The organism is Xylanibacter rarus, from assembly GCF_001275135.1.
Lineage (GTDB): Bacteria > Bacteroidota > Bacteroidia > Bacteroidales > Bacteroidaceae > Prevotella > Prevotella rara.
Genome location: NZ_LFQU01000017.1, coordinates 14,128 through 36,903, shown reverse-complemented (window position 1 = coordinate 36,903; position 22,776 = coordinate 14,128). Strand labels below are relative to the sequence as shown.

General features: G+C 39.5%; 13 protein-coding genes. 6 read left to right on the top strand and 7 right to left on the bottom strand.

Annotated features, from left to right (window positions below; all coding sequences use genetic code 11):
* The first annotated feature begins 273 nt into the window (after positions 1 to 273).
* On the top strand, positions 274 to 2,013 hold the full coding sequence (locus tag ACU52_RS09325; protein ID WP_053398609.1) for a tetratricopeptide repeat protein: 1,740 nt from the start codon (positions 274 to 276) through the stop codon (positions 2,011 to 2,013).
* Between the two features lie 126 nt (positions 2,014 to 2,139).
* Here ACU52_RS09325 and ACU52_RS09320 read toward each other — a convergent pair whose 3' ends face one another.
* Positions 2,140 to 3,933 (bottom strand): choice-of-anchor J domain-containing protein, encoded by a 1,794-nt coding sequence (locus tag ACU52_RS09320; RefSeq protein WP_162207761.1) that lies wholly within the window; start codon positions 3,931 to 3,933, stop codon positions 2,140 to 2,142.
* A gap of 17 nt (positions 3,934 to 3,950) precedes the next feature.
* Positions 3,951 to 6,491, bottom strand: coding sequence for a M6 family metalloprotease domain-containing protein (locus ACU52_RS09315; RefSeq protein ID WP_082335234.1), 2,541 nt, complete (start codon positions 6,489 to 6,491; stop codon positions 3,951 to 3,953).
* Between the two features lie 224 nt (positions 6,492 to 6,715).
* Here ACU52_RS09315 and ACU52_RS09310 point away from each other — a divergent pair, with 224 nt between their 5' ends.
* Both ACU52_RS09310 and ACU52_RS09305 read left to right on the top strand, forming a co-directional pair.
* Complete coding sequence (locus ACU52_RS09310; protein WP_082335233.1) at positions 6,716 to 11,458, top strand: choice-of-anchor J domain-containing protein; 4,743 nt, start codon at positions 6,716 to 6,718, stop codon at positions 11,456 to 11,458.
* 410 nt (positions 11,459 to 11,868) lie between these two features.
* Positions 11,869 to 13,032: a M50 family metallopeptidase gene (locus ACU52_RS09305; protein WP_053398605.1), complete on the top strand. Its 1,164-nt coding sequence runs from the start codon at positions 11,869 to 11,871 to the stop codon at positions 13,030 to 13,032.
* Positions 13,033 to 13,106: 74 nt separating this feature from the next.
* Here the strand turns inward: ACU52_RS09305 and ACU52_RS09300 are convergent, their stop codons facing one another.
* From ACU52_RS09300 to ACU52_RS09280, 5 genes are all read right to left on the bottom strand, one after another.
* A complete protein-coding gene (locus tag ACU52_RS09300) occupies positions 13,107 to 14,204 on the bottom strand; it encodes a metallophosphoesterase family protein (protein ID WP_053398633.1) in 1,098 nt (365 codons plus the stop codon).
* Between the two features lie 135 nt (positions 14,205 to 14,339).
* A complete protein-coding gene (gene thpR / locus ACU52_RS09295) occupies positions 14,340 to 14,831 on the bottom strand; it encodes an RNA 2',3'-cyclic phosphodiesterase (protein WP_053398604.1) in 492 nt (163 codons plus the stop codon).
* A gap of 185 nt (positions 14,832 to 15,016) precedes the next feature.
* Positions 15,017 to 15,673, bottom strand: coding sequence for a DUF4276 family protein (locus ACU52_RS09290; RefSeq protein WP_053398603.1), 657 nt, complete (start codon positions 15,671 to 15,673; stop codon positions 15,017 to 15,019).
* Entirely contained in the window at positions 15,670 to 16,764 is a 1,095-nt protein-coding gene (locus tag ACU52_RS09285) for an AAA family ATPase (protein ID WP_053398602.1), read from the bottom strand. The genes ACU52_RS09290 and ACU52_RS09285 overlap by 4 nt, the downstream gene beginning before the upstream one ends.
* A 202-nt stretch (positions 16,765 to 16,966) precedes the next feature.
* Complete coding sequence (locus ACU52_RS09280) at positions 16,967 to 18,358, bottom strand: hypothetical protein (RefSeq protein WP_053398601.1); 1,392 nt, start codon at positions 18,356 to 18,358, stop codon at positions 16,967 to 16,969.
* A gap of 573 nt (positions 18,359 to 18,931) precedes the next feature.
* Between ACU52_RS09280 and ACU52_RS09275 the strand changes: the two genes are divergently transcribed.
* The 3 genes from ACU52_RS09275 to ACU52_RS09265 are packed head-to-tail and all read left to right on the top strand — an operon-like array spanning position 18,932 to position 22,775.
* Positions 18,932 to 20,230, top strand: a complete 1,299-nt coding sequence (locus ACU52_RS09275; protein ID WP_053398600.1) for an AAA family ATPase — start codon at positions 18,932 to 18,934, stop codon at positions 20,228 to 20,230.
* A gap of 4 nt (positions 20,231 to 20,234) precedes the next feature.
* Complete coding sequence (locus ACU52_RS09270) at positions 20,235 to 20,834, top strand: RloB family protein (protein ID WP_053398599.1); 600 nt, start codon at positions 20,235 to 20,237, stop codon at positions 20,832 to 20,834.
* Between the two features lie 21 nt (positions 20,835 to 20,855).
* Positions 20,856 to 22,775, top strand: a complete 1,920-nt coding sequence (locus ACU52_RS09265; protein ID WP_053398598.1) for an ATP-dependent nuclease — start codon at positions 20,856 to 20,858, stop codon at positions 22,773 to 22,775.
* Position 22,776 lies beyond the last annotated feature (1 nt).

Here is a 22,776-nt window from a genome sequence, read left to right as displayed (position 1 = left end):
AAAAAATAAAATCAAACATAAAAACTATACCTTATGTGAACTAAAGTTATTCATTTTTTCAGAAACAAATCATAGTATTTAACACAAGAACTAGAATCATGATTAAATACTTTCATTTTGTCTTACAATTCATAATGCATCATTTTTTAATACGATCTTATTTAATTTCTAATTTGGCTACAAAATCATATATTTTATGTACATTTGCAGTCATCATAAAAAACATATTTTTATATGAATCTTATACGTCTCAGACAAATAAATTAAAATAACATGAAAAGATTTTACGTTAAATATATTTTTCTGATTGTATTACTTATATTACCTCTTTATGCTAAAGGACAAAAGTATAATTTTATGCCTATTGATAAAGAATTTGACTCCATTGCAAGTAAATTATGTCGCATGGATTTTGAAAACAATCGTGTTAAAATAGAAATAAAAGACCTTGACAAACTATATAAAATTGCAGAGGAAAAAGGGAACAAACAATTAAAAGCCCGAGCTTTATTTTGGAAAGCCAGGACTATACAGATGAATGCATCGGCCCAACAATGCATACCTTTATTAGAGCAAGCAAAAAAGCTTTGTTCAATCAACTATGACTACGACATGGCATGCATTAATTACCAATTGGCAGGAAACTATGAACGCTACGGAAGATATCTAGAAGCATATAACCTGCTAAAATCAACCATACCTGTTTTTCAAAAATACGAAGATCATTACTTTCTCGGTAATGTATATTTACTTTTTGTACAATTATATTTAGATATTAACGATCCTGAAAACGCCAAAAGCCCACTTATGCTTGCAGGCAAAGAATATGAAAAAGTAAAATTTCCTCTTAACAGAATATATTTTTTTCAAGCTTACTTTGCTGAAGGAGAAAAAAAGTTACAACTATATAAAAAATCTGTTGAAAGTGGCAAAAAAGACTGGGGTATGACATTTCAAGCATTAACGAATATAAGCATGCTTTTCCTCGAAAAGAACCAAATTGACAGCGCAGCTATATATGATAACCATGCATTAAGCATTTTGGAAAAGAATGCTTACGGAAATCTTATTTTTACCACGCTATATAATATTAACCACATAAAGGTTCTATATGCGCAAAAGAAATACTCTGAGGCCTTGACATTGCTTCATGAGCAAGAAAAAATTACAGAAATGTTAAAGGGAGAACAGTTTCTAACCGAAATATATGAAATGCTATGGAAGGTATCAGACAAACTTGGTAAAAAAGATGAAGCATACAAGTACCTTGAGAAATACATGAACGAATATAAAGCAAGAGAAACAGAGATACGAAATCAGGACCTGCCCAAGGCTAAGGCAAGAGAGGCAATCGCGCGAAGCAACGACAGAATAAACCTACTAGAAAAAGATGCCGAGCTAAACCGTACATTAATGTACGTTATGATTCTATCTATAATTATTTTAATACTTGTCGCCGTATCTGTATTTGTATATTTATACCAACGCTATAAAATAAGGAAGATAGAAAACCGAGAATTACGAAACAGCTTACAGCAAGAATCACTTATTTACAGTATAAACCGACAAAATTTTGAAAGAGACATAAAACAAAAAGACTGCGAAATAAGTTCATCAACATTACTTTTAGCAAACAAGAACGAAGTGTTACAACAGATAAGTGACATAACAAAACGATATTCAGAGCAAAACCTGATACCAACGGAGTATGTCAAGCAAATTAATAGTGTCATTGGCGACAGTCTTAAAAATGATGACGAATGGTCTCGTTTTAAGCTTCATTTTGACTCTGTTCATCCTGGATTCTTTGTAAAGTTGAAAGAGATAAGTGCAGAACTTACAGAAAACGATTTAAGATTATGTGCGTATGTCAGAATTGGCATAAGAGCAAAACAGATAGCCGGTATGTTGTCTGTAAGTCCAGACAGTGTTAACAGCAATCGCTACAGATTAAGAAAAAAACTCGGCTTACAGCACGGAGAAAGTCTTGATGATTTCATACGCAAGATATAACATCTGATTTACAATCCGGCACTATAATAAAAAAGGCACTATAAAATATTTTGCATAAATGGACAAATATTCTATAGTGCCTTACAACAAATACGTCTCAGTTATTCAAATATAACAATGGCATTATTATTTTAAGATTTTCTTACCCTTGTGAATATATATACCTTTACCTGGATAATTCACACGCATGCCATTAACATTATAATACGCATCATCTTCATTTGCGACGTTATCATCCCTTACTGTATAAATACCGGTTGTAAGTCCATCAATGGCTACCTTATCGGCGTTATCAATTATTCCATTCTTATTTATCAACAACACTATAAGCTCTGTGTTTTTCTTTTCAAGCACATTCTTTGGTATCTCAAAAGAGCATGAATATGAAAAATGGTCTCCTTCTTTTATTGTTTCCGGTATAACTCCAGATACACCATTATAATCAGGATATATTGTTCTTGCCACATCATTATACCACATCTGATCTGCAGGAATCGTTGACGGAAGGTTTTCAAATCCGCCCATCTCTCCCATTGCGTTATCTGCATAATAATTATTCTGCTCATATCCTGTCGGTTTTCCTTCCGGAACACCAATGTCTTCATTGGTACGGTGTACGTTGTTTTCAACGAGAACGTATGCCAGACGATAATCAGCTTTATCTATATCTGCTGCAAAATAAATGTCCGTATTTGCAGTAATCCCATTTGTAGCCTCATCATACGAAGCATTAAGCTGTATACCGCAATTATTTGTCGAATTATCCATAATCTGCTTATAATATGTTTCCATATCTCCCGGATCAATCGAATACATTGTATTTCGGTTATACACACAACGAGGATACCCAGAAAGATTACATCTTGAGAAAAGCAAGTCATGATAGTCTTCAACACCAAATGACATCGCATCTGTCCATGCTGCACTACTGCAGTGAATAGCGATGCCGATGAATGAGTCCGGATATTTTTCGTTCATCTCTTTCATTGCCACAATACCTCTTACACAATAACCACACCATGTTCCGGTAACCTCTTCTGACACAAGTTTTCTGGGATATGCAGACACACGCCCTTTTACGCCAGTGCTGTCTGTGCCGCTCTTTATCCATACTTCATATTCAGAAGTCTGATTACGCGAGATATTAAATTTCTTGTCTAGGACGAAATCTGTCTTTTTGCCGGGCTCCAGTGTTCCGTCAAACTCCTGTTCATAAGTTTCACCGTTAATTCTATATCCTACTTTATAGGACGTTATGCTTTTTTCCCCTGTGGCAAAAACTTGTCCTGATACAGCCACATCACCATATTGCTGTATCACACGTCCAAGATTTGTCGTCAATCCGACATTAGACTCCACACCAACAAAGATATCATCGACATAAAGACAATTTTTATCCTGACTGTCGTTAACAAAAGCTATATATACAGTTTTTCCTGCATATGCCGAGAGATCTACAACATGTTCAGTCCAGCTGTAGCTTTCTTTTGAAACTTCAAACAAAGGCGCTGACTTGTCAAAGTCTTCAACTGCAGTACCTTTTTCTGATATGTATATTTTATACCCGTCACGATAATCTTTGTCACTAGCCCTCGAGCGCCATGAAAGCACTGTCTTTTCAGATTCTATTGCTATGGCCCCTGTCACCATCCAATCGTCCGATTTTCCTGCGTTTTTATACCAAGACGTGCTACATGCTACCATATTGCCATCATTGCCCTCCTCGTATGCAATCCATGGAACTCCAACAGTAAATCCAAGATTTTGCATATCCGTTGACGGTGTACGTCCGTCAACATCATGCAAAGTAAAAGCTGACGGTATGCCTTCATCAAACCCTGTGCTAAAATAAGTAATCTGTGCCTTCGCACTGCCTGCAAGCAGTAAGGCCGTACATGCAATAATAACATTCTTCTTCATGTTCATAATATTTAGGGTTAATATGTCGCTATTTTTCTAACAGTATTTCCTTTCTTAATAATATAAATACCTGGAACGTTCATATTTTCAACCTTTCTTCCATCAATGGTGAAAATACTTACAGGTGCATTGTCTAAACCATATTTATCATTATCGGGCATCGTTATAGCCGATGACTCGTCTGTATAAACAACCACTTCTTCAGAGAATGCCGATTCAGCATCACTGCTTACAGCTTTTACAGCAAACGCGTAATATGATTTTTGCTCCAGATCCTTGAACGTATAATAAAGCTCTTTCACGCCATCAACTGTAACAGTGTCAGTATGCAGGAAGTCTGTATCTTCAACTTCACCCTCAATTACTTCAGGTTCGCCGCTTACCTCAACCACTTTGGCGTCATCAAACAATCCATCGTCTTCACCTCTTACAATTGTTATAGAATCTATTATGGCACGTCCTAAATTAGTGGCAAAAGTAACAGGTGTTTTTGAAATACCGTTGTTGAAACGGAACAAGTATGTACGGCATACGCTGTTTATTCTTGTCTTGCCGCTCATTCCATTTGCGCTGACGCTGAAAACAGGCGTTTCACCAGAAGCAGCCTTTACCGTTACTGCCACCGCGAAATTACCATCATATCGTTTAAGATTCAACACAGGTGTGGTGAGCATACCGCCTTCTGAAACATTTCCAATCTGACACCAGCCGCCTGCCTGATAAACCTTACTTCCTGTCCAGCCTTTTTCAGTTACATAATCATCAATACTTTCACTTATATCTGTAGAATTTGCTGATTCAGAAGTTCCTGATGTCATCATGTAAAAACCTTCCTGCAAAGCGACCTTCTGTTCTGATTTATATCCCAACTTATAAAGGTTGATCACATAGCTGCTTGCATGTTCAACCATATCCCAAGATGCCGTAAAACTATCATTGCTATTTACATCTGCCTTGATATTTTTTGGCGTTTTAAGATGATTTGACATGAAATTAAATACAATAGTCCCGTTATCGTCACTTATGTCTGTAATCCATTTATCTAAAGTTTCCCCCGTGTATGGCTGTGCTGCCGGAGTTGAAATGTCCGTAAAACTGTTATTAGACGAAATAGGATACAAATCCTTTTCCTCAGTATTACCACCGGCAACCGCATTATACGCAAGATGATTATCTGCAGGAACTAAATGGAATCTCGGGTGTGATGTGTCGTCGTTAACGCTATTGTTATTCCATACATTTTCATTATAGTCAACATGCGTTATCATAAGTCCTCCTGACGGGATATATCTGTCCCAGCCTTGCTGCTGACGGTTCTCCATAAGATAGAATTCATTTTCATTGCTTGTCGTAAGTATATATGCAGAGTTTGTCTCTGCCAGATGCCCCATCGTAACATTGTCGGTAGGTTCAGTCAACTCTACAGGAGTCAGCCAGCCCAAAGTCATACGTTCAAATGCATTATATGACGGAGGCGTCTTGCCGTCATTATTATAAGGGCCATACTCCATTATATCATATGAACCAAGTTTATAATCCGTGGCATCTAATGTGTTATAATGATCCGCAAGCCCCAGCACATGGCTGAATTCATGACAAACTGTGCCTATACCTGACGACTGCACACCACTGTTGCCGAAAAGTTCAGACGAACAGGCATACGTGTCAACCGTCTTGCCATCTAGATTCAAATTTATGTTATATGCAGACAAAAGATATTTATGTGGCCAGATTGTATTAGAGCCGCCGCCGGCATGCTGTCCATAACCTGCATAAATAACATATACCATGTCCACCTTTCCGTCACCATCACCATCATATTGCGAAAAGTCTATTTCATATTCTGAGTCTGCCAACTGACATGCCTCTTTTATCATAAGACCTGCATTTTGATCAGTTGTCATAAAACTGTCACTACCATAATATGCCGTATTGTGCGATAGTTTTATAGGACCTACGATATCAAAATGTGGTACGAATACCCCACTTGACTGTGCAATGTAATAGTCTCTCGCAGAGCCTGTAGCTCCATTGTCGCTAAATCCGCTTTCATTGAGCATACGGTCATGAAAGTCTTTGTCAAGAGAAAAATCCTTATCTGCAAATTCTACCAAAAGTACAAGACAACGCCCCTCTCCTGTAGTAGGATAATTTCCCACTTTAAAACGAGAGTTGCTGCCATTCTGCTTCATTGCCTTATTTATTCTGTCAGGCCTTGATATATTATTCATCAATTCTGTTGCCTTTTTCAGCTTGCCTACATATCTTATTTCAGCGAGAGAGCGCATACTTGGATTATGCGCCAAAGGCGAGTCCTGAATTGTCAGCATATTTTTATCTGTCAAGCTTGCATACCTGTATCCTCCGTCTTCGTCCTGCTTGAGCAGATATCCGTCAGTGCTTATGCATTGATGCCAATGCTCATCACCATTTATATAAAAAGTGATGGTTGTTCCGTCTGGCTGCAAAGCATTTATCGCACCACGATATGCCGGCACTGCTTCCACTGTCATGACATAGATGAAAGCAAAGAATAAAAATTGCAATAATCTTTTCATAGTTCTATTTTTTTAACGTTTAACTGTTTGCAAAGTTACTAATTTAAGATGACTTCATGATAGCAAAATATCACAATTTTTCAGCTATAACGCTCAAAAGTATATAGATAAAAACTGACAGCGGCCATTTTTTATACATTTTGTTACAACAAACAATGTTTTTATTTATCTTTGTATTGAAAAAATCAGTTAACTGATATAGTATTAATTTAAATTTTAAACACATGAAAAGCAAATTACATTATTATCTTGTGACATCGCTTTGCGTGTTATCCGGGGTCTTATGTCAGGCTTTTGCCTCTGACTTCAAGACCGCCTATGCATTGTCTGACAGAGAAGACTATGGTAAAGGTATCTACACATTCGAAATTGGAGACACCATCAAGAATGTAAGTCTGTTTCAAGCAATGACATACAACAAAGTCTGCGGTGGACAGATTGTTGACGACACCTATTATTATTTTGAGTATGAGCAGACTTATAGTGGAATTAAGGTGCACGGACTTTGGGCTTTCGACATGGAGAGCAAGACACAAAGGCAGATTGCTGACTACGGAGGCGTAGATAATGGGCAAGCTGTCAGCAACTTTTCGTATGATTATCAAAGTGGAACGATGTATGGCCTTAACAGTTTCAACGGCGGAGACGGTCTTGTTAAGGTTGACCTTGAAACCGGAGCAATAACAAATGTAGGAACATTCACTTATGATGTCATCAATTCTGCTGCGCAGGCATCTGACATGGAAGAGCACATGCACGTGATGGCAGCCACTTATGACGGAGAAATGTACGGAGTAAGCTACTGGGGTTCTTTATATAAGATTAATCAGCATACATGCGAATGCCAATATATAGGAACACTGGACTATAATCCAGGTGGTGCTTTCATGTACACAAGCGACTGTCTGTTTTATGATAATGACAGCGGAAAACTTTATCTTAGATTCAGCACTTATAATTGGTCTACATCATCATGGGTTTATGATGCTGTCATGATTGACACTAAGACAGCTCATGTAACTCCATTTGCTAAGTTTCAGGATTCTGCTCAAGCTGCACTTCAAGGCATATCCGTACCGTTTACAGTTGCTGAAGCCAGTGCTCCGGCAAAAGTGCAAAATCTTAGCATCACTAGAGGCCAAAATGGTGCACTCACAGCAACACTTGAGTGGGACAACCCGTCAAAGACATATGGCAGAGGAGGCACACTCGAGGAACTTAGCTATGTGCTTGTGCTGAGAGACGGCGTGAAAGTAGACTCTATAGTCAACCCGACAATAGGCGGCCATCAGACATGGACCGACAACAACATCACAGAACGCGGATACTACACATACAGAATTGTCCCCGGAAACAGCATTGGCCGCGGAGACAGAGCCAGCGTTGGCTCATATGTAGGAAAAGGAGATCCTCTGGGAGTTACCGACATCAAGCTTATTGCAGACGGCAACAATGGACAGCTGTCATGGACAGCGCCTACAGAGGGCAAGCTGAGCTCATACATCGACGTAAATACTCTGAATTATGATGTTATCAGATTTAAGGACAGCAGTCTTGAAGGCGAAAAGGTTGCTACAGCAATAAAAGAAACATCATTCACAGACGAAACTCTGACAGAAATGGGCAGATACACCTATGCAATAGTTCCGCATACAGACAACGCCACCGGCGACAGCGTAAGATCAGAAACAGTTATCCTCGGACCGGCATACACAAGCCCTATTACCTTTGAATTTAACAATCTCGATGAGTTCAAACTATGGACAACTATAGACGCTAACGGCAATTATGAAACATGGGCATGGTCAGACGGAATGTTCGGCACATTAAAAGGAGCAACATGTTCATATAATTATGATGAGGTTGTCGCTGCCGACTGGCTGATATCACCGCGCATAAAGTTTGAAGCAGGCAAGAGATATAAGGTTACATTCGATGCACTGCCAGGAAGCAATAAAGTAATGGAGACACTGGCCGTATCATTCGGACAGGGAACAGACATAGCTTCACAGGACAGCATCAACCAGTTTGAAATCGTATCTGATCAGGTTGTAAGCCTGCGTGCAAATCTTCCTGAGATTAAAGCTACAGGAGAATACAACATCGGTTTCTTATACCGCACATATTACGCAAACTATAAGCTGAGTGTCGGCAATATACAGGTAAGTGAGGACCACGAAGGGTATGTTGAGGGTATAATAACCTGTGACGGCAAACCCGTAGCAGGAGCAACAGTCATCACTAATGGCGGAGAATTTAAATCTGTTACAGACAATGAAGGCAAATACCGTCTAGAGTATCTCCCCGAAGGAAACTACGACATAGACGTACAGGCCCTAGGATATGAAAATGCTTCTGCATCGGCATCAGTAACCGAACACAATGTTACTCAATGCGACATCGAAATGACCGCACGGCCTACATACAAGATCAGCGGTATTGTTGTCGATGTTGCAGGCGAACCGGTAGCAGGTGCAAAGGTTGTTCTAAGCGGATACGACAACAAAGAAACAGAAACAGCCACAGACGGAACATTCAGCTTTGCTGACGTATTCAAAGACGATAACTACGCTGTAAGTATAACAAAGAATAAGCTTCTCGAGGGAACTAAGAACTTTGGAGTTGAAAGCGACACAGACCTTGGTACAATAACACTTCTTGACAACCAGAAGCCAGCCGGCAAGGTTACTGTCATTGAAGACGGAACCTCTGCTAATGTAACATGGAACGCTCCTGCCAACGACGCAGTATTGCAGCGCATTGACGACGGAACCCTGACCACATCAGTTGGAATTGGAACTGCAACAGAAAATTCGATGTTCGGTGTTGTAAAACGCGAACCTTCAAGCATACACGGAGTAGAATTCTTTGTTAACTCAGCTTCTAGTATGTACAGCGTACGTCTGAGCATCTTCGATCTTGACGAAAACGGAGAGCCAACCGACAAGTTGCTCTACCAGAACACCTATGTACAGGCTACAGACGGACAGTGGAACTCATACACACTGCCAGCTCCAGTAGACGCCCCCAACGGCTATTATCTGGCTATATCTAACTCTAATTACGTTGGCATGACTGTCGGCATTGACGGTGCCGGAGACAAAGAGAAGTATCCTTTCGTGGAAGGCGTAAACTGCTTCACTGCTGATTATACTACGGGAGAGTATCTTTATCTTGAAGGACAGGCTGACGAAAGATTCCACAACAACTTCCTCATTCGTCCTATAGCCGCTCCGTTCACAGTGCCTGAAGACTCTACAGAATTCAAGTCTGCTGCAAACAATACTAAACGTTTCGTATACAGAAACAGCGCTGACAACAACGCTACTTACGTTGAGCTTGAGTCAAGAGACTGTGATGTTCAGCCTAATCTTGATGAATCTCCAATGATGAAGACTCCGCAGAGCCGCATACGCTATAATGTCTACAGAATGAAGTCATCAGACATTGCCAACGAGGCAAACTGGAAGCTGCTTTCTGAAAATCAGCAGGCACGCAGTTATGAAGACAAAGACTGGCAAAGCATGGAACAAGGCGTTTACGCTTATGCGGTAAAAGCGGTATACACAGGTGGCGATCTTGCAACAGCGTCTGTTTCAGACACTATCGGAAATAAAATGAACACTGATATTACATTCCGTATAACTACAGATACTCCTGAAAATGAGGCTTACGGCGCACATGTCGTTATTTCAGACGGAATTCACCTGTACACAGGCACAGCCGATGATGCAGGAGTCGTTGTGATAGAGAATGTATGGAAGAGCGTCTATGACATGAGCATCGTCCTCGACGGCTTCAACACGCATACTGATAAGATAAATGTAAGCACTGACGACTCTTACGAATTTGCATATAACATCACTGAAAATAGAGTTAAGCCTTACAACCTGATAATTGAGGAGGGTGCCAACGGCAATGAGCGCATATTTATGTGGAATTATCCTAACGTGTTCTTTGATGACTTTGAAAGCCATGAAGACTTCGCAATAAACTCTCCGGGCGCTATCGGATGGCAGTATATCGACGGCGATGGTTGCGAGACTGGCGGACTCATGGGATATGAATGGCCGGGTATATTTGAGCCTATGGCATACATGGTTTTCAACCAAAGCGCTACTACGCCTTCATCTACAGATATATCTTATCTTGCACCATACAACGGAAGCAAATGTCAGACTGCATGGGCTTCTTATGGAAACTCTAATGACGACTGGATGATAACTCCTAAGCTCTACTTCAAGGAAGACTTCAAGTTCACATTCTACGCTACAAGCGCAGAATATAGCTACCTTGAAAGCTTTGAGGTTCTGTATTCAACAACCGACATGCAGCCGGAAAGCTTCGTAAAGGTACAGGATGCAACTGAGGCACAGAGCTATTGGATGCAATATTCATATGACATACCTAAAGAAGCTAAGTATGTGGCAATACGCTGCATATCTGACCAGAAGCGCGTATTCCGTATTGATGATGTACGCTACGGACTCGCAGATGCATTGGCTGCACCAGCTTACATAAGCAGAAATACAGGTTATAAATCTCCGTCTCTGCGTTCTCCTTCTTTAGACGGTTTATATGAGGTTTACCTTGACGGCAATAAGGTTGCTCAACAAGATGCTACTACATACACGTTCACAAACCTTAGTGCAGGCAATCACACTGCAGGCGTGATAGCATCTTACACTTCAGGAAAGACAGAAATGAGCACTATCGACTTCTCTGTTGACGCTAGTGGCATTGTTTCTGTTGAGAATGGCGGCTTTAACATCTCTGCTGACGGACGCTCTATTACTGTTAACGGAGAATACGACTACATCGAAGTATTCTCAACAGGCGGAATGGCAGTCGCTGCCACCGAGGTTGCTCCAGGCAGTTACAGCCTCGGCAATGTTCCGGCAGGTGTTTACATCGTTAAAGTTTACATCGACGGTAACGTAAATACAATGAAGTTTGTCGTTAAATAACAATTTCACAAATAGTTTTCATAGGGGTTGTGCGCAAAATAGGCACAGCCCCTATTTTTCATCCAAATTGCTTATTATAATCCGGTCTGTATTTTGGACTTTACATTAAGCGGATTTTCGTAAGATTTTTCTTGATATAGCGGGCTATGTCAAGAAAAAGCAAACAATAAAACGGGCTGAAAACGTTAATGCACAAAATTGAAAAAGAGATGTGTGGCTTAATGACCTATTTACATGACATCTCTGTTACTGCTGTACAAAAGTTTCGTTTTCTGTTTTATTTCTTAAATTTATTACGCTATCTTTGCAGCATCATGAGATGCCGGTGCCGTCAGCATCACTGAAACAATGGCTCTTTTGCAACAGAGCCGCGAACGAAATAAGTCAGACAAAAGAATATACACTGAAACATGGGAAACATAAAAAAGACATTTCTCCACAAGACATTACGCATAGCAGCATTATTTATTGGCGGAATAGCCATAGGCTTCGGGGTTGGTTTCGTCATAGGCAAAATCATCAAGCCTGCGCTTCATGCCGACATATCAGCCGCCGACGTGTTTCTCACGATACTCCTGGCAGCGATATTCTTCATCTTATCTTTCATCATACACATCGTCATCCACGAAGCAGGCCACATGCTTGCTGCCATGGCGCGCGGCTGGAAGTTTCTGTCGTTTATGATTATGGGCGTTGTCCTGAGCCGTCGCGACGGCCGTTTCCGTCTGTCACGCTTCAGCATGGCCGGAGCCGCAGGTCAGTGTCTTATGCTGCCGCCCGAAAACGGCGACACGCCCTTCGGCATAGCCCTATATAATGCTGGCGGCGTATTGGCCAACCTTCTGCTCACGATGATTGCATCTGTCATTATGTTCATGCCGTCGACACATCATTCGCTCGTCACAACGGTCTTTCTGTTGTGCATCATCATCTCCGGACTGTATCTCATTGTCATGAACGGCATCCCGAACAAGCTGGCCGGACTGCCCAACGACGGTCTCAACATGCTCAATCTTCACAAAGACGAGTTTTCCACGATGGTGTTTCTGCGCTCCATGCGCCTCATCGGATATCTTATGCAGAACGACACATCACGGCTTGAGGCCATGACATACATGTGCGACGACCGCGACATCAACTTCAGCAACCCCATACACGTCATGGCACTTTCGTCCGACTTGTCGTTAGCCATGCTGCACATGGACTTCGGCAAGGCCAACGCCATCATGCAGCGCGCCGAGCCGCACATGAGCCGGATGGTTACTATCTACCGCAACGAACTGACCTTGGAACGCATTTACCTCACGCTGATACGTCCCCACTATCCTGAAGACATCAACAGGCTGCTGGACAAGTCAATCAGCAAATACCTGCAAGTGCAGTCTGTCTTCCGTCCTTCAGCCCTGCGCGTTCAATACGCCCTCACCATGATACACGAAGCAGACAGCTGCAAGGCCGAAAAGATATACGAGAAATTTCAGCGTGTAAGCCGTAAATATTACATTCAGGGCGAAGCAGAATACGAACAGCAGCTTGTTGATTTTGTCAGAAGCGGCAGATATCTGCAACAATAATCTTTCACGCGGATGATAGGTTAAAACCTGCTTTTATCAAAAATAAATGACCATAAGGTCATTACCTGACACCATCAATATGAAATGCTCCTCATCTTGCCCCAATTTACAGAAGTCTTACCGTTCTTGTTCCAAAGACATTCCCTCACTGTTATGACCCTGCTTTCTGTATCTATGCATACCACCTGATATGAAAGCAGGCTTTCATCGTCTGCCGACAACTCTCCCTTCATCGGCGAGTCAACCCTGAACACAGGCAAGGATATGCTTCCCTCCGTGCCCTTCCAGTCATAGAATTCATTATAGTTGCAGTCTCCGTGGAAATATGCCTTTATCTGAGGATGAGACTTTAAAAACCTCTCCAGCCTGTTCCAGTTGCCAACAGGCCTCATGTCAATGGCATTTACGCAACACGTATCGCTCAACAGGTTTTCAAATTTATCCTTACTGTTTATGTCATACGGAAAGTTAGGATTTGTAAAGTGTTTGGCATCAGCCTCAACCGGATCATGTGCGAAGAGTATTGTGGATGTTGCCGGGTCATCTTTAAATATGCTGTCTAACCAACAACGCATAAAGCCATCCGGCCATATCCCCACAAAGGCAAACCGGAGATTGTCTTTTATAAAAGTGTAATGAACTTTATTGGCAGTATAATCAAAAGACGAAATTTTCTGACTGCCAAATTCCGGCATGTTATGATTGTATATTTCTATAGCACTTGTTTCATCCTTGGCAGGTGTAAGTTTCTTCGGATATCCTATGGCATTTGATATGTCATGATTACCGGGAACAAGATATATGGGACATCCGAGGGTTTCTATCCAGTCTTTTTCAAACTGCCTCCATGATCTACATGCCTGCCACACCCCATCATGCATTCTGTTCGATATATCGCCAGTACACACAACAAAATCCGGCTCGCCAAACTTTGTTCCCTCACCTACTCCTCCGTCAGAGGGCAAATCTGTTTTATTGAGCAGACAAAACGACTTCACCATCTCGCCAATGACCTTATAGGCATCAACCTTCTCTCCTCTAAACTGTCGTTTTATTCCGTAGTGAAGGTCAGAACAATAAATAAATCTTATCTCATGGCCGTTTGCGGCAAATGCACTGACAACACCTACGAGGCATACAAAATAAAATAATATTATGCGTCTAAGTTTCATAATAACTTTAACTATTTTCAAAATTCAACCTATAACTGCAATCAAATCATAATTATGAATCAGTCCGTAATTTTAATATTACAAAACTCCATCTCTATTCTTCAGGCTCAGTTGCGCTGATTTATCATCAACCAATTACAAGGCCGTATAAACGAGCCGTCCATTGATCCGTTCCGACTTCATTACATAAATCTTGCTTACAGTCATGCTTTCGCTCTCCACGTCGATGTCAAGAGGCATTTCCGACGGCTGGCGCACAAGGGTGATATGCGGACTGAACTTGCCCTTTGCATAGTCAATGCCGCGTTGGTCAAGATTGCGTCTCAGCTGCTGCGCTATAGCCTTCACCTTGTCCTCGCCTTCTATGCCGAGCCATACCACCCTGCTTCTGCCGTTAAAGCATCCCATCTTGCCCGTTCTGATTACAAACGGCTCAAACTTAACGGCATCAACAGCTGCCTTTATCTCCTCCACTCTTTCCGTTTCGCCTATAAATGCCAACGTAAGATGCAGGTTCTCCGGCTGCGTATAGTTGCCTTTTACTCCATATTCCTTCAGTCCGTCCTGTGCATCCAATATTGAAGACTTGAACGCTTCAGTAAATCGTATTGCGATAAATATTCTCATGTCATTATAATTTTATACATCTGCCCCAGCAACGCATGATTGCCTTTAAATTGTGATCTTATCAGTTTTATCCACGTGCGAATACTTGCATTATAGGTAAAAGTAATTTAATATAACCATAACAGCAAGAAAAACAGGTACCTATTGGGATTATTAGTACAAACGGCTATTAGGAATAAAGCATCCTAATCTTTACACTTCTCGACAATGCTATTCATCCATTCTGCAAAGCGCGGGCATTTTTCTATTATGGCCTCTATTCCTACTTCCAGCGCAATAAGATTGCCTTCAAGCACCTTGTTGTAGTCAGGTTTTATTGCCAATAGCCGTTTTGACGGCGCACCTTCAGGAGAAGAGTTTATGTTCTCAGGATTGTCATAAGAAGAAATTATTGAGGCTGTTTTACTTGCATGCTCGTCTGAAAAATAACATTCAAAACCTTTGTTGTTTGAAAACAAAAGAGCCTCGAACTCATGCAACTGTATGTAAGAAAAGAAACGCGAATCACACACACAGTCATCAACAGCATTTTCCAAAGCCTCAACACATTGTGTTTTATCCTTAATAGCCGTACACTCTGCATAATTCGGCATATCATTAGGCAGTCTGAAAAAATCGATTAAAGTAGTAACAACAAAGTCTGTCTGCGATGACGCAAGCAGCATCTTTATAGTATTATACAGATGCTGATAGTTAACCATGCCTCCACGTCCGCTCCTGCTTGTGCGTATCAAAACGGGCGTGACGCAATATATTTCAGATTTCTGCAAATATGGAGCAATAAGACTGTTGACAAACTCTTGTTCTGTCTGCCCTTCCACAACGATATACAAACGTTTCACAGCTGCCCTCCTATCATGTTTTTCTCCCACAGGTCACTGATAGTGAGATTATAATCGTCCATCCATTTTTTCAATTCATCACTTGACAAATGACGGAACACCGACTGGCTGCCGGCACGGTCTACCACAATAATGTCGTCAACATCAAAGCAGTTGACAAGATTTGTTGACTGGGTAGACAAGATTATCTGACTCTTTACAGAAGCACTTTTCACCATCTCAGCCAACTTATTGATAGCAGCAGGATGCAGTCCGAGTTCTGGTTCGTCAATAATAATAACCTCTGGCATTTTCGGCTGCAACAACAACGTAGCCAAAGCAATGAAACGCAACGTGCCGTCAGAAAAACTGTATCCGTCGAGATACATGTCTGTATCCTTTTCCTCCCATTCCAGACGTATCTTGTTATTATTGTTGGCGTCAGGGCGAAGCTTAAAGCATTTAAAATAAGGCGCCACGGAACGTACGACACCCTCGATAAAGCGGAAAGCCTTTTCGTCGTTCTGCATCAGGTAATACAGATAAGCTGCCAGGTTTGAGCCGTTATCACGCAGACATTCATTGTCGTTTATGTTGCAGTCACCACGCATAGGAGAAGTGAAGCTTGTATCATGAAAATGATACACCATAAAACTTTTTAAATATGTCCTCAAATAGGCCGCTCTCCATTTAGTGTTATATGCCAACGAAGATTCTTCCACGGCAGAATCCCATAATGTTTTGTTCCACTGCGGATAATCTTTTATCTTGCTTTGATAACAATTAAAATAGTCGCCGGTATTCTCAAGATAGCCTTTGTTCGACTGTGCCGGTTTTATCTCAAAAAAGAAAGCATTGGTATTATCAAAATCTATCAATCCTTCTATTGACGCGGATTTCTTTCTTCCATGATACAACAAATTATCTATACCACCCTTTGACAACGTATAGCTTCCAAACCTTTGTTCATAGATAGCCTTAATCAGTTCAAAGAATGAAATAAAGTTGCTTTTGCCCGCACCGTTTGAACCAATAAGCACATTAAGTCTGTTCAACGGCAGCGACAAGTCTCTTATCGACTTATAATTCTTTATCAAAACTTGCTCTATCATATTTTTATCTTAAATTCAAGATTTTCCGCAAGCCAATGCATGCTTAACTGCAAAGTTAGCATTATTTTTTTAAATCAAAACCATATATCAAGATTTTAGATTCTTACGTCTAGTCAAACCTTGACAATATTCTGAATTAATGGAGCATGATTACCCGTATTCATTTGTAATTTTACTTATTTTTCTTATCCAATTGTAGAATCTATGGCATTACACCTTTTTCCTTTGATATTCCTTTTTTCAAAAGAGCTTCTGCTTCATCCGAGTTCACAAAATTATTTTTCAGTACATCGGGATATTTCAGTGCAATTTTCAATTGTTCTATGCCTTTCTTTATAAGAAAATCGTTTGTTATTGATAACACTCCTTGATAATAACAGAATATAGCTTTATCATCGGGATATATCTTTTTCCCGTCTTCTAATATCTTCCATGCCTTTTTATATTGCCCGAGTTTAGGTAAAACATTCAATGAGTACACTCTTCTCCAATACAGTGTTTCATGTTCTTGTTTCAATTTTTTATATCTGTCCAGACATCGTTGCAAGTAGTAATCTGCCTCTTTCCATAAGCCAAGCTTATTCATCAGATCTCCCATAACGCCTAATGCATTAGGATCAGAGTTTTCATTTTCCAAGGCTTTCTCATAATAAACGCGTAATTTGTCTATTGATTCTTTTTCGTCTTTTTGAATGGCCGTCCACAAGAAAGCAGAAATGCATGAACCTGAAACTGGTAATTCTTGTTTATAAAGAGTTCTGTTATTTTCATTTATGCTTGTAAAAGTCTCCCATAAAGGACAGTCCGAACGTTCTATGGCAGCGTATATACTGTCTATATTGTAATATTTGTCATACAAGCTTGTCAAGGCTTGCATAATCCCTGCCGGAATTACAGACATATGGTCTGCTTTAATACTGTGAAGCTTAACGTCATATTTCATTTTCTGAAAGTTCTCATACAAATTCCGGCCAAAAGTCTGTCTTTCTTCAGTATCATCCATAGCTGTAATTATGCGGACACACGGACTCTTTGTCTTGTACTTGGTTTCAAAGCCAGGCATCCGTTCCATCTTTTCAGGCGAGAATAGAATATATGACGTCATATTATCATTCCCTGCATCGATATAATAGTTCAGATAGCTTGCCGTATATGAATGGCCAACTAACGTATTAAAACCTGATGTTGGAATAATTCTGTCTATTTCCTTTGCCAAATCGGTATTAACATATTTATAAAACATTTCTCCGCTTGAATCAAGACTGTTGCCGGACAAGTCGTATCCTACATCATTTCTATTTCCGGGAGTTGAATAGTCGATTGCTACAACTGCCGTTGGAGGAATATAGTCAAAGGTCTGTAAATAAACGGCTGTCGAAGCGATCACATCAAAGGTATAATCTGCATCCAGGACAAACAGCACATTATACTTTACATTTGGATAAACCGAAGCTGGTAAAGCAATCCTGAAAGAACGTGTATCATTATAAGTTAATGACCTAAATGAATATTGTTTCACATCCATTATGTTCTGTGATATGGCGATATTACTGAGAATAACACACAAATATAAAAGTAGAAATATTTTTTTCATAACTCATATCTTAAAAAATTCATAATAGCCCATCAGCTGCGGTATAGATAATTATATTATTTTCTTCCATACTTCAGTACATTAGGGAACCTTTATATTCTTCATCCCAATCAAGTTGCAATAGGCCTTATTCTCCCTGGCGCTTTTTACTTTTTAAAGTCATTGTCTGCCAGAAAGAACACCAAGAAGCCGGAATCAATGCTTTTATATAAACAATAACCAACGATGACAAAGTTATAGATTTTTTCTGTATTGCGGATGCCTTTTGCAGAACTTTTTTTGACGCTCAAACAGGTAAACGTTAGCTGATTACATCAGCAGTCTGCCGTTATCGTTCCATTCACCATACATGACGCCATTTCGGGTGTTTTCTATAAATTTGTCAAGCCGTTTTCTGAACAGCTCGGGCTGACGTCTCTTTATAATGATTATGTTTTTCTTACTATTATAAAATACCTAAAATTTTAATTTGAATTCAAATTTTGTAATTTTTCTACGAAAACACGCATTATATTTTTTATATATAAACTTTATTCCTATCTTTGCATTATGTAACAGATAAATTCAACAAGTATGATAGCAGAATTCACCATTGAAAATTTTTTCTCAATAAAGTCTCCACAAAAGATAAGTTTTGAACCCTCGTCAGACACTTTTATGTCTGACGAATATTCATATGAAGTGAAGGATGGTGTAAGGTTGCTGAAATTGGGTATCATCTATGGTGCTAACGCTTCCGGCAAGACTAATATCCTGAATGCTGTAGAATTTTTCAAAATGCTTGTTCTTAGGATGCCAAAAGACCGGAATGAGAAGACAGGGGTTGTTCCTTTTATGCTGGATGACACGTCAAGAAATGAAAGGACGAAGATGTCTATGGTATTCTATATCAATAAATCGAAGTATATCCTTACTTTTGAATTGGACGCAAAATATATCTATTCCGAAACATTGATTGTTTACGACTCTGTTCGTCCTACCAAGTTATATAGCCGCAGTTATGATGCAACAACAGATTCCACAACAATAGATTTCGGCGTAAACCTGAAAATGCCACGGAAGAGTCAGGATGTGATTTCCGGCAACACTATCAATAATTGCAGTGTGCTTGCCGCATTTGGCAAAAGTAATGTGGAACGCACCAAGTTGAACGATGTGTACGATTACTTTGCCAAACAGGTAAAAGATGTATTGGCTCCTGGTATGCTGCTTTCGGGATATATAAAATCACGATTGGATAAAGATGAAACAGGAGATTTAAAGAAGTTCATATTAAACTTCCTGAAAGCATCTGATTTCAACATAGAAGATGTTGTATTGCACGAAGAGGAAGAACTGATTACTCCGGAATTGGAGCAACTGATTCAGAATGCCCCTATTGATAATGAGGCAAAAGCTGAAATGCTTAGAAAAGGGAAAATCACAAATGCTGAATTGACTTTCAAGCATAAGGTTGGCGACAAACTATACGATTTGTCTGAAGAATACGAATCCAATGGTACAATGAGATTTTTGGGAATGGCAGTAATTCTGAACTTCTTGTTGAAGACTAATCGGTTTGTATCAATTGACGAAGTAGAAACAAGCATCCATTACGAACTGCTGGCTTATTTTATAAAAGTCTTTTTAGCAAACAGCGAAGGAACATCCCAAATGTTGTTGACGACACACGACATCAATCTTCTCAACGAGGATTTCATTCGCCGTGACACAATATGGTTTACTGATAAAGACGAATATGGTGAGACTAAAATAGTACGTCTTTCATCTTTAGGCCTGCACAAGAATCTTTCCCCGTATAATGCTTACAAACAGGGTAAATTAGTTAAGCTTCCGTTCCTTGGCAGTCAATACATCAACCTAAACGACTAATGATATGAGGCGAACAGTGACGAAAAGTATCGCCATCATAGGCGAAGGAGAAACCGAGTGGTTCTATTTTGATTCATTGAGGGTGGCGTGTCGTTATCCTTTCAAGGTCGCACCTGACTTTCCACAGCATAGCGACATCAAGCATATACTGAAACTGGTTGAATCGTATTTGAACAAACAATATGATTACATCGTATGCCTGTTTGATATGGATAGGTTATTTCAGTTTCCCTCTGAAATGCAATTGTATCAACGGGCAAAGAAAAAGTATAGCGCAAAGAAGTATGCCGGTAAAGTGATGTTTGTAGAAACGAATCCTTGCACGGAATTTTGGTTCTTACTTCACTTTCTGCCCGGTGTGGTTTACCGGCGATATGAAAGTTACGACCAACTGCTTCCAGAGTTACAGAAATATATGCCGGGGTATGAAAAGACCAAAAGATATTTCATACGAACTAATCTCTATAAATACTTGACAGAGAATGGCGATTTGGAACGGGCAATGGTAAATTCAGAAAAGTTGTGCCAATTATGCCAAGAATCACCTGAAGATTTGAAGGCATATTCTGAGATTCATAATGTGCTTGAGTTATTGAATAATTGAATAATCAAATAATATAACCTTATGTATCTAAGTAAGATTTATATAAAGAACTTCCGAGGTATCAAAGAACTATTAGTGAAATTCGATAAGAAACTAAATGTAATTATAGGAGCCAACGGACAATTAAAGACTTCTTTGATGGACGCCATCAGGTTGTTTTATACGTGGGGAGAGCCGAACCGAGACATAGAAATAACAAAAGAGGATTTTCATGTTGAAATTACAGAAAATCCAGATGGGACTAAAACGTTAATAAACTCTACGAGAATAGATATATATTATCTATTTGAAGAATTATCGACACAACAAGAAGGTACATTCTATCAGTATTTGGTTTCCCAAAACAATGGCACTACAGTTGCCAGGATTCATGTAAGTTTTGAGATGAATGAGAATGGAAGAATCTATTCCTCATATATAACAGGTAAAGAGGAGAATGGTCTTCGTGCAGACTGGAATACGTTTCATTATTTTCATCCTTATTATCTAGGTGCATTACGTGACAGTACACGTGACCTTTTGAGTTCACGTAACAACCTGTTAGGAAGAGTTATTAAAAGAAAAATTGATAGGGCAGGTTCAGAAAATGACGTAAAAGGTATAGTAGATAATGCAAACGAGCAACTTTTGCTGAGACCAGAAGTAATAGAAACACAAACTGGCATAAACGATAACCTGAACCAGATAAACAGCTCAAGCCTTCAAAATGTAGAACTGCACATAGAACAGAGCAGAATTGAATATATCGTTAATATTATCAAACCTTTCTTACCATATTCTGCTGCTGACAAGAAAGGATTTGTACTGTCTCAAAATAGTCTTGGGTATAATAACATAATTTATATAGCATCTGTATTAAGTGACATTAAGGATTGTCATATTGAAGATAATGTTAGTATATACGCATTGCTTATAGAAGAACCAGAAGCCCATCTACACCCACAATTACAGGTGAATTTATATAACTTTCTTAAAGATGCAGATACAAATGAAAATAGTCAAACATTTATCACGACTCATTCTCCGACTTTGACATCAAGGATACCATTGGAGAATATAATCTTGTTGAAGGATAATACCACTTTCCTTGTCGGAAATTGTTTCAAAGAACGACACTCAGAAAAGATTGTCCGTGATGCTGCTAGTGGCAGATTATTGCAGGAAGAAGAAGTTGTATACTATAGAAAAATGATATCCCGGTATTTCGATGTAACTCGATCACAATTGTTATTTTCGTCTGGCTGTTTGTTTATAGAGGGTATATCAGAGTGCCAATTAGTTGAAACTTTCTCTAAGCTGATAAATAAGTCATTGATTGCGAATCAAATTGAAATAGTAGATACAGACGGAACAGCTTTTTATCAGTTTCTAATGTTGTTTAACTCTTCTGACTCAACAAAGCGTTTACCTATGAAATCGGCATTTATAACAGACGAGGATCAATTTACAGCGTCAAAGGATAAAGAATATAATCTGAATGAATTGGTGAAAAACAATTATGCAAAACTTCATCTTCTTAGAGAAGGAATTAATACAGGTAGAGTGAATGGTCGCATTAACAATATGACAGCCATGTCCAATCGTCAACCTGGTATTAAGATATGCTCTGGAAAGAAGACACTCGAATATCAAATATGTAAAGCAAATGTTTTTGCTAATAAAGAAATGACTAAAGAGACTTGGCTCTACGAATTGATTCAGCAAATGAATCCAAACGGTATGGACAAGGTAGATTTTTACATGTCAGGACTTGGAGATAGAGATATGAACGAAGATGAGCAGCAGAATGTTGCACTGCTTATGTGGAAATGTCTACCAGATAAAGCTGAGTTTGCTCAAACTCTTAATTCGTTTCTATTAGATAAGAAAGAAGAAGGTAGTGATATAAAATTCACTTTGCCAACTTATATTCAAGAAGCAATAAATCATTTAATACCATGAG